The 12,619-nt window shown below is 66.3% G+C and carries 12 protein-coding genes; 9 read left to right on the top strand and 3 right to left on the bottom strand.

What is annotated here, in order from left to right:
* The first annotated feature begins 3 nt into the window (after positions 1-3).
* Together ispG and ACLB6G_RS03870 are read left to right on the top strand one after the other, a co-directional pair.
* Entirely contained in the window at positions 4-1,257 is a 1,254-nt protein-coding gene (gene ispG, locus ACLB6G_RS03865; RefSeq protein ID WP_410354785.1) for a flavodoxin-dependent (E)-4-hydroxy-3-methylbut-2-enyl-diphosphate synthase, read from the top strand.
* Complete coding sequence (locus tag ACLB6G_RS03870) at positions 1,241-2,110, top strand: lytic transglycosylase domain-containing protein (protein WP_410354786.1); 870 nt, start codon at positions 1,241-1,243, stop codon at positions 2,108-2,110. Before ispG ends, ACLB6G_RS03870 begins: the two co-directional genes overlap by 17 nt.
* A gap of 9 nt (positions 2,111-2,119) precedes the next feature.
* Here the strand turns inward: ACLB6G_RS03870 and ACLB6G_RS03875 are convergent, their stop codons facing one another.
* Positions 2,120-4,627: a hybrid sensor histidine kinase/response regulator gene (locus ACLB6G_RS03875; protein ID WP_410354787.1), complete on the bottom strand. Its 2,508-nt coding sequence runs from the start codon at positions 4,625-4,627 to the stop codon at positions 2,120-2,122.
* A 107-nt stretch (positions 4,628-4,734) separates the two neighbouring features.
* On the bottom strand, positions 4,735-5,646 hold the full coding sequence (locus ACLB6G_RS03880; RefSeq protein WP_410354788.1) for a polyprenyl synthetase family protein: 912 nt from the start codon (positions 5,644-5,646) through the stop codon (positions 4,735-4,737).
* Positions 5,647-5,763: 117 nt separating this feature from the next.
* On the opposite strand from ACLB6G_RS03880, the gene mtgA reads away from it, so the two are divergent.
* The 4 genes from mtgA (at position 5,764) to ACLB6G_RS03900 (ending at position 8,977) form a co-directional block, all read left to right on the top strand.
* On the top strand, positions 5,764-6,510 hold the full coding sequence (mtgA, locus tag ACLB6G_RS03885; protein WP_410354789.1) for a monofunctional biosynthetic peptidoglycan transglycosylase: 747 nt from the start codon (positions 5,764-5,766) through the stop codon (positions 6,508-6,510).
* A gap of 145 nt (positions 6,511-6,655) precedes the next feature.
* Positions 6,656-6,835 carry a 50S ribosomal protein L32 gene (gene rpmF / locus ACLB6G_RS03890; RefSeq protein ID WP_410354790.1) on the top strand — a complete coding sequence of 60 codons (180 nt, stop codon included), beginning with the start codon at positions 6,656-6,658 and terminating at the stop codon, positions 6,833-6,835.
* Positions 6,836-6,979: 144 nt separating this feature from the next.
* The gene (locus ACLB6G_RS03895; RefSeq protein ID WP_410354791.1) at positions 6,980-7,381 is read left to right on the top strand and encodes a hypothetical protein; all 402 of its coding nucleotides are present in this window, start codon (positions 6,980-6,982) and stop codon (positions 7,379-7,381) included.
* 9 nt (positions 7,382-7,390) lie between these two features.
* On the top strand, positions 7,391-8,977 hold the full coding sequence (locus tag ACLB6G_RS03900; protein WP_410354792.1) for a gamma-glutamyltransferase family protein: 1,587 nt from the start codon (positions 7,391-7,393) through the stop codon (positions 8,975-8,977).
* Between the two features lie 104 nt (positions 8,978-9,081).
* Here ACLB6G_RS03900 and phaR read toward each other — a convergent pair whose 3' ends face one another.
* Entirely contained in the window at positions 9,082-9,702 is a 621-nt protein-coding gene (phaR, locus tag ACLB6G_RS03905; RefSeq protein WP_410354793.1) for a polyhydroxyalkanoate synthesis repressor PhaR, read from the bottom strand.
* A 282-nt stretch (positions 9,703-9,984) separates the two neighbouring features.
* Here phaR and ACLB6G_RS03910 point away from each other — a divergent pair, with 282 nt between their 5' ends.
* The 3 genes from ACLB6G_RS03910 to ACLB6G_RS03920 all read left to right on the top strand — a co-directional run bounded on the left by ACLB6G_RS03910 (position 9,985) and on the right by ACLB6G_RS03920 (position 12,505).
* On the top strand, positions 9,985-11,163 hold the full coding sequence (locus ACLB6G_RS03910; protein ID WP_410354794.1) for an acetyl-CoA C-acetyltransferase: 1,179 nt from the start codon (positions 9,985-9,987) through the stop codon (positions 11,161-11,163).
* A 121-nt stretch (positions 11,164-11,284) separates the two neighbouring features.
* On the top strand, positions 11,285-12,007 hold the full coding sequence (gene phbB, locus ACLB6G_RS03915; protein ID WP_410354795.1) for an acetoacetyl-CoA reductase: 723 nt from the start codon (positions 11,285-11,287) through the stop codon (positions 12,005-12,007).
* A 132-nt stretch (positions 12,008-12,139) separates the two neighbouring features.
* Positions 12,140-12,505 (top strand): hypothetical protein, encoded by a 366-nt coding sequence (locus tag ACLB6G_RS03920; RefSeq protein ID WP_410354796.1) that lies wholly within the window; start codon positions 12,140-12,142, stop codon positions 12,503-12,505.
* Positions 12,506-12,619 lie beyond the last annotated feature (114 nt).

Below are 12,619 nucleotides of genomic sequence, written 5' to 3' on the forward strand. Positions count from 1 at the left end.
GCCATGACGCAGTATTTTTCCCATCCCTTTCCGCGCAAGCAGACAGTCGGCGTGCCTGTCGGCGGCGTCATGGTGGGTGGCGGCGCGCCGGTCGTCGTCCAGTCCATGACCAACACGGACACGGCGGATGCCGACGCAACCGTGGCGCAGGTCGCGGCGCTGGCGCGGGCGGGCTCGGAGGTCGTCCGCATCACCGTGGACCGGGACGAGGCGGCGGCCCAGGTGCCGCGCATCCGCGAACGGCTGGACCGGCTGGGGATCGACGTGCCGCTGGTGGGCGATTTCCACTATATCGGCCACAAGCTGCTCGCGGACCATCCGGCCTGTGCCGAGGCGCTGGCGAAGTATCGCATCAACCCGGGCAATGTCGGCTTCAAGGACAAGAAGGACAAGCAGTTCGCCGCCATCGTCGAGACCGCCATCCGGCATGACAAGCCGGTGCGCATCGGCGTCAACTGGGGTTCGCTGGACCAGGAGTTGCTCACCCGGCTGATGGACGAGAACCATGCGAAGGGCGCGCCGCTGACGGCCAACGAGGTGATGCGCGAGGCCATCGTGCAATCGGCGCTGCTGTCGGCGCAACTGGCCGAGGAGATCGGCCTGCCGCGCGACCGGATCATCCTTTCGGCCAAGGTGTCCCAGGTGCAGGATCTCATTGCGGTCTACACCATGCTTGCCTCGCGCTCTGATCACGCGCTGCATCTGGGCCTGACGGAAGCGGGCATGGGGTCGAAGGGGATTGTCGCGTCGTCGGCGGCCATTGGCATCCTTCTGCAGCAGGGGATCGGCGACACGATCCGCATCTCGCTGACGCCAGAGCCGGGCGGCGACCGGACCCGGGAAGTCCAGGTGGCGCAGGAACTGCTCCAGACCATGGGTTTCCGCCAGTTCGTGCCCATCGTCGCGGCCTGTCCGGGGTGCGGGCGGACAACGTCCACCGTGTTCCAGGAACTCGCCCAGGCGATCCAGGAGGACCTGCGCGCCAACATGCCGGTCTGGCGGGAGAAGTATCCGGGCGTCGAGGCGCTGTCGGTCGCCGTCATGGGCTGCATCGTCAACGGGCCGGGCGAGAGCAAGCATGCCGATATCGGCATATCCCTGCCGGGCACGGGCGAAACGCCGGCCGCGCCGGTTTTCATCGAGGGCAAGAAGGCTGCGACATTGCGCGGCGCGAACATCGCGGCCGAATTCCAGGTGATGGTGGCCGATTACATCGAGCGGCGGTTCGGGCGCGGGAGCCATGCGGCGGCCGAATAGGGCCATCGCCGGCCTTGCGGCCGCGCTTCTGGCCGGGCCTGCACTGGCCTCGCAACAGGAGGCCGGCGCGCCGGGCGATACCGGCAAGGCAGCGCATCTCGACACGGTCTGCACCCTCATCCGCGACAGTGCCGACCGGCACGGCCTGCCGCGCGACTTCCTGGCGCGCCTGATCTGGAAGGAAAGCCGCTTCGACGCGGACGCGGTCAGCCCGGCCGGCGCGGAGGGCATCGCCCAGTTCATGCCCGGAACGGCAAAGCTGCGCGGCCTTGCCGACAGTTTCGACATGGCACAGGCCATTCCAGCCTCGGCGGCCTATCTGGCCGAGATGAAGGCGTCCTACGGCAATCTCGGACGTGCGGCCATCGGCTACAATGCCGGCGAGGGGCGGCTCAACCGCTGGATCGCCAGCGGCGGTTTCCTGCCTTTGGAAACAGAGGATTACGTGCTCTCCATCCTCGGGGAACCGGCTGACAGCTTTTCCGATGCGGCCTACCAGCCAGCGGTCCGGCCGCTGGACGAGAAACTCGGCTTCGACGCGGCCTGCCGGGCGCTTCCGGTGATCGCCGCCGCGACCATACCCATGGCACGTGTGCATACGCTGCCCTGGGGTGTGCAGGTGGCCGGCAATTTCCGCCGCGCCGCCGCGATCCGGCAATGGCAGCGGCTCAAGCGGCGGTTTCCGTCCCTGCTGGCAGACCACGAACCGGTGGTCAGCCGCGTGCGTTCCGCGATCGGGCGGCGCGGCATTTATGCCGTGCGGATCGGCGCGGACAAGCGCGTCAACGCCGAGATCATCTGCCAGCAATTGCGGGCGGCGGGCGGGTCCTGCATCGTGATGCGGAACCGCTGATCGCGCCGGTCAGGCCACTTCCGCGCGCCGTCCCGCCAGCCATTTGCCGATCTTCTCGGCCAGCTTGTCGGGCGAGACCGGCTTGGAGAGGTAATCGTCCATTCCGGCTTCGAGGCATTTCTCGCGGTCGCCCTTGAGCGCATGGGCGGTGACGCCGATGATGGGCGTGTGACGGCCGCTGGTCTGGTCGGCCTCGCGGATGAGGGCGGTCGCTTCCAGCCCGTTCATTTCCGGCATGGAAACATCCATGATGACGAGGGCCGGCTTGTGCTTGCGGTGCGCTTCCACCGCGAGACGGCCGTTGCCGGCGATCCTGAAGGACACGCCGAGACCGTTGAGGATCTGCGTGAAGACGATCTGGTTGACCTCGTTGTCCTCGGCGACGAGAACGTCGAGCGGCGTGTCTTCGCGCCCGGCAAAGCGGCGCTCGTGGGGAGCGGCGGCAGCCGGGGCCCTCGGCGCCACGGGGGCGGTTGCAACGGCTTCCGGCCCGTCTCCCTGGTGGCCTGCCATGGTCGCGGCCAGCGCGGCGAGGGTCGACGGGACGCCAGACCCGGCGCGGCCGGCCTGCAGCACCTCGACCAGCGTTTCGAGCAGGAGGGAGGAACGGGCGGGCTTCGTGAGATGCGCGGCGATGCCGTGGCGGACGATCATGCGGCCGACATCGGCATGATCCACGGAGGTCAGCATGACCACCGGGATGGTGGCGCCCGCAGGCCGCCCGCGCAGGGCGCGCAGCACGTCTTCCCCGTTCATGCCCGGCATCTGGTAGTCGAGGATGATGCAATCGATATCCATGCCGATCTCGGCGGCACGGTCGATGAAGGCAAGCCCCACAGTGCCGCTTTCGGCAGCGGCGGATTCAAAACCCCAGGAGGTGAGCTGTTCCGTCAGGATCGACCGGTTGACCGGGTTGTCGTCGATGACGAGGACGCGCGCGCCGCTCACGTCGACCGGCAGCGTGCGTGGCGTTTCGCCGGTCTGCGCCACCGGCAGCGGCACCGTGAACCAGAAGGTGGAGCCCTTGCCGAATTCCGATTCGACGCCGATTTCCCCGCCCATCATGTCGATCAGCCGGGAGGCGATGGCAAGTCCGAGGCCCGTTCCCTCGTGACGGCGGGTGGAAGAGCCGTCGACCTGGGCGAACTTGTCGAAAACAGCCTGCAGCTTGTCCTGCGGAATGCCGACGCCGGTATCCTGCACCGCAACCCGCAAATGGGCGACATCGTCCCGCACATCCCCCGTCACGTCCACGAGGACATGGCCGGATTCGGTGAACTTGACGGCATTGCCCAGCAGGTTGGTGACGATCTGGCGGAAGCGGCCGACATCGCCGGACACCAGCGGCGGCAGTGCCGGGTCGATGCGCACGATCAGTTCGAGGTCCTTTTCGGCGACGCGTGCCGAGACCAGCGTGGCGACGTCCTCGACGGCTTCACCGATGCGGAAGGGCGCCGGGTCGAGTTCAAGCTGGCCGGCATCGATCTTGGAGAAATCGAGGATGTCGTTGATGATCGTCAGCAGTGCATTGCCCGATTTCACGATGATGTCCGTGAAGGTCTTCTGCCGGTTGTCGAGACTGGTCCTGGCCAGGAGTTCGGCCATGCCGAGAACGCCGTTCATGGGCGTCCGGATCTCGTGGCTCATGTTGGCGAGGAATTCCGACTTTGCGCGGTCGGCAGCCTGGGCGGCCTCGCGCGCCCGTTCGGCCTCGTTGCGCGATGCAGCCAGCTTGTCCTGGGCTTCCAGCACGGCGGCCTCGAGGGGAAGCAGGATGGCAAGGCCGATGATGAGGCTGGCGATGCATATCAGCGCGGCCGTGGCGAGCATGGCATAGCGCAACCCGTCCTGGGCGGCGATGACCTCCTCGCCAAGCTGCTGGTTCAGGCGGGCCAGGCCGGGACGCAACTGGTCCGCCGCCAATGTCCGGACCTGCTGGAAGGTCCGCGCCGCCGCGGGCGAGGAAAGATCGCGGTAAATTCCGATGCGGTTGGCCTGGGAAATGATCTCCCTGAGCGAATCGCGCAGCCGGTATCCCGAATCCCCGCCATACCAGATGGCGCGCAGCGCATCGGGCATGTGGGCGCCCTCCATGGCGCCGGCTTCCCCTTCGCCTGGCTGGCCGTCGCCGCTTTCCTCCATGGTGAGGCGGCGGCTTTCCAGCAGGGTGATGTCGCCTTCCTCGCTCAGGGATATGGTATGGAAGGCGTCCTGAAGCCGCGCCAGGGTCCCGTCGAGTTGATCGCGGATCGCGGACAGGGCCTGTTCCTGCGCGGCGCGGGGCTTGAAATGGAACGCCGGATCCTTGCGCACGGCATCGATCTGGCTGATCTGGTAGAGCAGCAGTTCCGTGGCATTCGACGCCTCGGAGATGACCACGTTGAATTGTGCCGAACGTTTCGTGGCCTCGGTGTTCAGATAGACGTAACTCGTGCCGGCGATGACGCATGCGAGCATGAGCGCCATCGCCAGAACGATCCTGGTGCGCAGGTAGGCACGGGTCAGGACTTTCGACATCAGGGAAGCCTTGGAGCTTGGGGATCGTCTTCGGCCACAGACTCCGCAATTAACCTTAAGGCGGGCTTAACGCGCCGCCAAGGCTGGCAATCCCCCGGACGGCGGTCCTAACGGTCGCGGCTTGCGACATAGCGGGCGGCATCGGAGAGAAGCGCCGCCTTGCCGCCGTAGGGCGCAAGCAGCCCGCAGGCCTCTTCGATCAGCGCGTCAAGCTGGCGGCGGGTCCAGTCGGCCCCGTGCAATCCGGCCAATGTCGCCTTGCCGGCGCCGGCGTCCTTGCGCGTGGCCTTGCCCAGCGTGCCGGCATCGGCGGTCAGGTCGAGCAGGTCGTCGGCAAGCTGGAAGGCGAGGCCTATGGCGGAGCCGAATGCGGCAAGCCGTTCCCTATCGGCCATCGGCGCGTTGGCGGCGATGGCGCCGGCTTCGCAGGCAAAGCGGATGAGCGCGCCGGTCTTCATGGCCTGCAGGCGGATGATGCCGTCCTCGCCGGGGCGTTCGCGCGCCGCGTCGAGGTCCAGGGCCTGACCGCCGGCCATGCCGCCGGGCCCGGCGGCGCGGGCCAGCTTGAGGACAAGGCTGGTCTTGACCGCGTCGGACAGGTCCGTCGCCGGATCGGCGATGATGTCGAAGGCGAAGGTCAGCAGGCTGTCGCCGGCAAGGATGGCCGTGGCCTCGTCGAAGGCCTTGTGGACCGTGGGGCGGCCACGGCGCATGTCGTCATCGTCCATGGCCGGGAGGTCGTCATGGATCAGCGAGTAGCAATGGACGCATTCCAGGGCCGCCGCGACACGCATCACCGCGTCCCCGGTCTTGTCGAACAGGCGGGCGCTTTCGGCCAGCAGGAAGGGGCGCAGCCGCTTGCCGCCATTGAGCGCACCATGTCGCATGGCCGCCATCAGGCGCTCCGGGCGGACGATCTCCCCGTCCAGCGGGCGCGTGTCGAGGAGGCGGGCCAGCAGACCGGCAACGGTTTCGGCATGCCGGGCAAGGGCCGGCTGGAAGTCTTGTGTCTCGCTCATGGGAAAAGCGCATGCGATGAAACATCGCCGGGGTCAAGCGGGGCATTCCGCGCGGGCCGCATTGCGGCCCGGCCGGGTGCGGGTTATGTCGGACGACGTTTGCAGGAAAGGCGCCGCGTGGCTGGCAAAGCAAAGAAGACGAAGCGGGAGGCGACGACGGGCGCGGCTGCCCGGCCAGCCCGCCGCTGGCGCCGTTGGGGCCTGCGCGCCGCTGCTCTGGCTGCGCTGCTGGCATTCATGCCGGTGCTGCTCACGCTGCTTTATGCCCTTCCGTTCGTGCATCCTGTCTCGACGCTGATGCTGCGCGATCTCGTCACGCTGAAGGGGTACGAGCGTCAATGGGTCACCCTGGAGGACGTCGCGCCCGTTCTGGTGCATTCGGTGATCATGTCGGAGGACGGGCAGTTCTGCACCCATCATGGGGTCGACCTGGCCGAACTGAACAAGGTCATCGACGATGCACTGGAGGGCGAGGCCGTGCGCGGTGCCTCCACCATTACCATGCAACTGGTCAAGAACCTCTATTTGTGGCCCGGCCGCTCCTATATCCGCAAGGCGGTGGAAATACCCTATGCAGTCATGGTTGATGCCATCCTGCCCAAGCACCGGATCATGGAGATCTATCTGAACATCGTGGAACTGGGCGACGGCGTCTATGGCGTCGAGGCCGGGGCGCAGGCGCAATTCCGGCGCAGCGCGGCGAAGGTCTCGGCACGCCAGGCGGCCTTGCTGACGGCGTCCCTGCCCAACCCCCATACCCGCGTTCCCTCGAAACCCTCGCAGGGCATGCAGCGGGTGGCGCGGGTCATCGAACGGCGCGCGGCGCAGGCCGGGGGATACGTCGACTGCGTGCGCATCGACTGACGGACCGGCACTTTTTTTGGCCGGGATGCTGGTCAAACCGCTTGCAGCCGTGTATAGGCACCCCGGATTTCAGGACTTGAGGCCGGACCGCCGCTCCGACGGAGCGTGACGCGGCTGGCTTGTCTGGCTTTACCGGAGTGGAAACATGGCTGTACCGAAAAGAAAAGTGTCGCCGTCGAAGCGTGGCATGCGCCGCTCGGCCGACGCGCTCAAGACCCCGACCTATGTCGAGGACAAGAATTCCGGCGAACTGCGCCGTCCGCATCATGTCGACCTGAAGACCGGCATGTATCGCGGCCGCCAGATCCTGGAAGCCAAGGAATAAAGCCGGCGCCATTGCGGCGACGGAACTGCATTGTGGCCGGCTGCCCTCGGGGCGGCCGGTTTTCGTTTGCGCTCTTGCGGCTTGACGGCGGGGTACGGGCGCACCACCATCCGCGCACCGCGAATCCTCCGGAGGTTTCCTGACGTGCTCGGTCTCATTCCCCTGCTCATCATCCCGTTCCTGATCTACAATCTCGGCCTTGCCGGCGCCTTCGGCGCAGCAGGCGCGCCGTTTTCCGGCGGTGTGTTCTCGATGGGCATGATGTCGGGCGGGGTCTTCACGCTGACGGTCGCGGACCTGATCCTGGTCATTGCGCTGGTGCTGCTTTTCCTTGAGATCCTCAAGGCGACACGCACGCACAATGCATCGGTGATCGACCACCTGCTCTCCACCTTCGTCTTCGTGGCCTATCTGGTGGAGTTCCTGCTGGTCGAGGGGGCGGCGACGTCGCTCTTCTTCATCCTGATGGTCATCTCGCTCGTGGACGTGCTGGCCGGCTTCACGGTCTCGCTGCGGGCCGCGGGCCGCGACGTCACCTTCGGATAAGACCTGTCCATGCGCTGTTTCGACCTGCCGGGGCGTTCGCGCGTCATCGCCGAAAACGGCATGGCCGCCACATCCCATCCGCTGGCCACCATCGTGGCGCTCGACATCCTGAAGGACGGCGGCAACGCGGTGGATGCCGCGGTCGCGGCTTCAGCCGTCCTTGCCGTCGTCGAACCGCAGATGACCGGCATTGGCGGCGACTGTTTCGCAATCGTCGCGGAACCTGACGGCAGCGTTCACGGCCTGAACGGATCCGGCCGCGTGGCCGCGGCGGCCGACGCGGCGGCCCTGCGCGCCATGGGCCATGACAGGGTGCCGGCCACCGGCGGGCTTTCGGTGACGGTGCCTGGCGCGCCGGATGCGTGGGAGTGTCTTGCATCACGGTTCGGCACGCGCGGCCTCGATACGCTGCTGCAGCCGGCCATCCACTATGCCGAGGCCGGGTTCGCGGTCCACGAACGGGTGGCTTGGGACTGGGCCATCGTGGCCGACGGACTGGCGCGGGACGAAGGCGCGGCGCGGCACTGCCTGCGCGACGGCCGCGCGCCGGTGACGGGCGAGCGCTTCGCCTTCCCGGCGCTGGGCAAGACGCTGCGCGCCATTGCCGCCGGGGGGACGCGGGCCTTCTACGAGGGGCCCATCGCGCGGGAGATCGCCGCGACCGTCCGCAGGACGGGCGGCTTCATGGAGGAAGCCGACCTCGCGGCCATGCGGTCCGACTGGGTGACGCCCATCTCCACACGCTATGGCGGGCATGACGTGCTGGAAATTCCGCCCAACGGACAGGGGATCGTCGCGCTGGTCATCCTCAACATCCTCGACGCGCTCGGAGCGGGCAAGCTGCCGGCCGACAGCGCCGAGCGCCATCACATCGAAATCGAGGCGGCGCGGCTGGCCTACAGCGTGCGCGACCATCTGCTCGCCGACCCTGCCAGCATGACATCAAGCGTCGCGCAGATCCTTTCGCCCGCCCACACGCAGGCACTGGCCGCGCGCATCGACCCTGAACGGCGCGCCGGTACCATCGTCCTGCCGAACCTGCCCGATGCCGATACGGTCTACCTGACCGTCGTCGACCGCGACCGGCGGGCGGTCTCCTTCATCAATTCCATCTATTCGAGCTTCGGCGCGCAGGTGGTGACGCCGGAATCGGGCATCGTGCTGCAGAACCGCGGTTCCTGCTTCAGTCTCGTGGAGGGGCACCCGAACGAGATGAAGGGTGGCAAGCGGCCCATGCACACCATCATCCCCGCCATGGCCATGAAAGATGGCAAGGCCGCTTTCAGCTTCGGCGTGATGGGCGGCGCCTACCAGCCGCTGGGCCATGCGCATGTGTTCTCGAACCTGGTCGACCACGGCATGGATGTGCAGGCGGCAATCGACCATGCCCGGGTCTTCTGGGGCGAAAGCGGCGCGCTTCTGCATGAACGGCACCTGTCCGCCGAGGTGATCCGGGGGCTCGAGCGGCGCGGTCACGTGATGAAACCGGCGCCGAAGGCATGGGGCGGCAGCCAGATCATCCGGATCAATCACGAGACGGGTTTCCTTGAAGGCGGCTCCGACGCCCGCAAGGATGGCATGGCGGCGGGCTGGTAGCGCTGTTCCGCCGCACGCACGCGGCGGGAATGCCCATGGAAAAAGAAAAGGGGACCGCTTGATATATCAGCCGGTCCCCGCTTTGGCCTTGCTGTCGCGCAAGGTCAGGACATGGCGTCCAGCTTGCGCTGCATGGCGGCGATCTGTTCCTTGAGTTCGGCGAGGTTGCCGTCATCGTCCTTGCCCCGCGCTTCCGGCCTTGCCTCCTTGCCGCCGGACTGTTCGCCATGAGCGGCCCCCTGCATGGCCGAGAAGGGCGAGAACATGCGCATGGCGTTCTGGAAGACCTCCATGTTGCGGCGGGTCTGTTCCTCCAGCGCCTTCATGGTCGGGTTGTCCATCATGGTTCCCATCGGCGTGTTGCCGAGCGCTTCCTTCATCTGCGCGCGCAGGCGTTCCTGCTCCTTGGTGAAGGCATTCATCGACTGTTCGAGGAAACTGGGAACGATCATCTGCATCTGGTCGCCGTAAAAGGCGATCAACTGACGCAGGAAGGGGATCGGCAGCATGGACTGACCGGTCTTGTTCTCCAGTTCGAAGATGATCTGGGTGAGCACGGTATGCGTGATGTCCTCGCCGGTCTTGGCATCCAGAACGGTGAATTCCTCACCCTTCTTCACCATCTCCGACAGGTCTTCCAACGTCACGTAGGTGCTGGTGCCGGTGTTGTAGAGCCGCCGGTTGGCGTATTTCTTGATCACCACCGTGTCGTTCTTGCCTGCCATCTCCACCTCCCTGGTTCAAACAGGATCAGTCATTGCCGCCGACAAGGGCGGACCCGGGCGCAGCATAGGCGCAACATGCGCGTGGTTCCAAGCGATTTGTGCAGTGCATTGAACGATGTGCGAACTTGATTGGAGGCCCCATCCAATGCCATATTGCACTGCAGCAGGCAATCGGACCGCAGCCGAGCATGGTCTTTGCGCCCAATGTCTCGTTTGACATCGGCGCGCGCCCGGTCAAACGTTGCGGCACCATCCAGCTCCATTTTCAAGGGAGAAAGCAGCATGTCGAAATCGGTTGTCGTGGCGAGCGCGGCGCGTACGCCTGTGGGAGCCTTCAACGGTTCATTCGCCAATACCCCCGCCCATGTGCTGGGCACGGTCGCGATCAAGGGCGCGCTGGAACGCGCCGGCGTCGATCCCAGGGAAGTCGATGAAGTGATCATGGGCCAGATCCTGTCGGCCGGCGAGGGCCAGAACCCGGCCCGCCAGGCGGCCATGGGCGCAGGCATCCCGCAGGAAGCGACGTCATGGGGCCTGAACCAGTTGTGCGGCTCCGGCCTGCGCGCCATCGCGGTGGGCATGCAGCAGATCGCGCTGGGCGATGCCAATGTCATCGTGGCGGGCGGCCAGGAAAGCATGTCCATGGCGCCGCACTGCGCGCATCTGCGCTCCGGCGTGAAGATGGGCGACATGAAGATGATCGACACGATGATCAAGGACGGCCTGACCGACGCGTTCTACGGCTATCACATGGGCAACACGGCGGAAAACGTGGCGCGCCAGTGGCAGCTGACCCGCGACGACCAGGACGCCTTTGCCGTCGCTTCGCAGAACAAGGCGGAAGCGGCGCAGAAGGCCGGCCGCTTCAAGGACGAGATCGTTCCGGTGACGCTGAAGACCCGCAAGGGCGACCTGATCGTCTCCGACGACGAGTACATCAAGCATGGCGTGACCATGGACAGCGTGGCCAAGCTGCGCCCGGCCTTCGACAAGGAAGGCTCGGTGACGGCGGCCAATGCGTCGGGCATCAATGACGGCGCGGCGGCGGCCGTGCTGATGACCGAGGAAGAGGCGGCGCGGCGCGGCATCGCCCCGATGCTGCGCATCGTGTCCTGGGCCACGGCCGGAGTCGATCCGCAGATCATGGGCACGGGCCCGATCCCGGCCTCGCGCAGGGCGCTGGAGAAGGCCGGTTGGACCGTCGACGACCTCGATCTGGTGGAAGCCAACGAGGCCTTCGCCGCACAGGCCTGCGCGGTCAACAAGGACATGGGCTGGAACCCGGACATCGTGAACGTGAACGGCGGCGCGATCGCCATCGGCCATCCGATCGGCGCGTCCGGCGCGCGCATCTTCAACACGCTCGCCTTCGAGATGAAGCGGCGCGGCGCGAAGAAGGGCCTTGCCACGCTGTGCATCGGCGGCGGCATGGGTGTCGCCATGTGTTTCGAGGCCATGTGAGAACAGCCATCAGCGGGCAGGAGGGTGTGAAGCGGCGGAGAAGCAACCGGGCCATTGGCCTGAAGTTTCTTCATCCGTCCTCGCGTCTTCCGGTCCGCTCCTTGAAGGGGAGGAGAAGTGCATGTCAAAGGTAGCAATCGTCACGGGCGGATCGCGCGGCATCGGCGCGGCCATTTCCATGGCTCTGAAAGAAGCCGGCTACACCGTCGCCGCCAACTATGCCGGCAATGACGAGGCGGCGGCGAAGTTCAGCTCGGAAACCGGCATCAAGACCTACAAGTGGTCGGTTGCCGACTACGAGGCCTGCCAGGCGGGCATCGCGAAGGTCGAGGAGGAACTCGGTCCGGTGGCCGTGCTGGTCAACAATGCCGGCATCACCCGCGATTCCATGTTCCACCGCATGACGCCGCAAATGTGGAAAGAGGTGATCGACACCAACCTGACCGGCGTCTTCAACATGACGCACAATGTCTGGCCCGGCATGCGCGACCGCAAATTCGGCCGCGTCATCACCATTTCCTCGATCAACGGCCAGAAGGGCCAGGCCGGGCAGGCCAACTATTCCGCCGCCAAGGCCGGCGACATCGGGTTCACCCGCGCCCTGGCGCAGGAAGGCGCGCGGGCCGGCATCACGGTCAATGTGGTGGCGCCGGGCTACATCGCCACCGACATGGTGATGGCGGTGCCGGAAAAGGTGCGCGAGAGCATCATCGGGCAGATTCCGGTCGGCCGGCTGGGCGAACCGGAGGAGATCGCGCGCTGCGTGGCCTTCCTGGCCTCCGACGATGCCGGTTTCATCACCGGGGCGACGATCTCGGCCAATGGCGGGCAGTATTTCTCGTAAGGCCGGGAAACCGTGGAATGCAAAACGGCGGGCGCCCTTTCCGGGCGCCCGTTCGCGTTTCCGGAAGGCGGGCTTCGCACCGGCTGCGAAAACGGGTATCATCGGCGCAGTGCGACAAGCGGAGAGAATGCGATGCGCAGGATCCTGCATGCCCTGCCGGTCCTGATCGCCGGCCTGCTGTTTTCACAACCCGTTCTCGCCGACAGGATCGACGGCGACTGGTGCTCGCCGGACGGCAAGCGGCTGCACATCGACGGGCCCGCGATCACCATCCCGTCGGGTGCGGAGATCATCGGCGACTATGGCCGCCACAGTTTCCGTTACGAAGGCCCCGAGGGCGACCCGGAAGCCGGACAGGTGATCGAGATGCGGCAATTGTCCGAGGAGGCCATGCTGCTTGTGCGCGTGATCGACGGCGTTTCCGGCGAGCCGGTCCGCTGGAGCCGTTGCCAGGCGATCAGCCGGTTCCCATATGGGAGTGGCGGGAACAAAGCCTGAATCAACCGGAGTCAGCGATTCGTCGCCGATTCGTTCCAGACTCGTTCCGCCTGAATCCGCGCACCGGTTGCAACCGGCGCATGAATGAGAAAAGGACCGGTCGTGCTTGCAGCC

It is taken from the genome of Zhengella sedimenti (genome assembly GCF_046506625.1).
Taxonomy (GTDB): Bacteria; Pseudomonadota; Alphaproteobacteria; order Rhizobiales; family Rhizobiaceae; genus Zhengella; species Zhengella sedimenti.

Excerpts from the sequence above, each read along its gene's own strand:
- ACLB6G_RS03920 (WP_410354796.1), top strand. The coding sequence starts at position 12,140 with ATGCGCAGGATCCTGCATGCCCTGCCGGTCCTGATCGCCGGCCTGCTG.
- phaR (WP_410354793.1), bottom strand. The coding sequence starts at position 9,702 with ATGGCAGGCAAGAACGACACGGTGGTGATCAAGAAATACGCCAACCGG.
- ACLB6G_RS03910 (WP_410354794.1), top strand. The coding sequence starts at position 9,985 with ATGTCGAAATCGGTTGTCGTGGCGAGCGCGGCGCGTACGCCTGTGGGA.
- ACLB6G_RS03875 (WP_410354787.1), bottom strand. The coding sequence starts at position 4,627 with ATGTCGAAAGTCCTGACCCGTGCCTACCTGCGCACCAGGATCGTTCTG.
- ispG (WP_410354785.1), top strand. The coding sequence starts at position 4 with ATGACGCAGTATTTTTCCCATCCCTTTCCGCGCAAGCAGACAGTCGGC.
- phbB (WP_410354795.1), top strand. The coding sequence starts at position 11,285 with ATGTCAAAGGTAGCAATCGTCACGGGCGGATCGCGCGGCATCGGCGCG.
- ACLB6G_RS03880 (WP_410354788.1), bottom strand. The coding sequence starts at position 5,646 with ATGAGCGAGACACAAGACTTCCAGCCGGCCCTTGCCCGGCATGCCGAA.
- ACLB6G_RS03900 (WP_410354792.1), top strand. The coding sequence starts at position 7,391 with ATGCGCTGTTTCGACCTGCCGGGGCGTTCGCGCGTCATCGCCGAAAAC.
- rpmF (WP_410354790.1), top strand. The coding sequence starts at position 6,656 with ATGGCTGTACCGAAAAGAAAAGTGTCGCCGTCGAAGCGTGGCATGCGC.
- ACLB6G_RS03870 (WP_410354786.1), top strand. The coding sequence starts at position 1,241 with ATGCGGCGGCCGAATAGGGCCATCGCCGGCCTTGCGGCCGCGCTTCTG.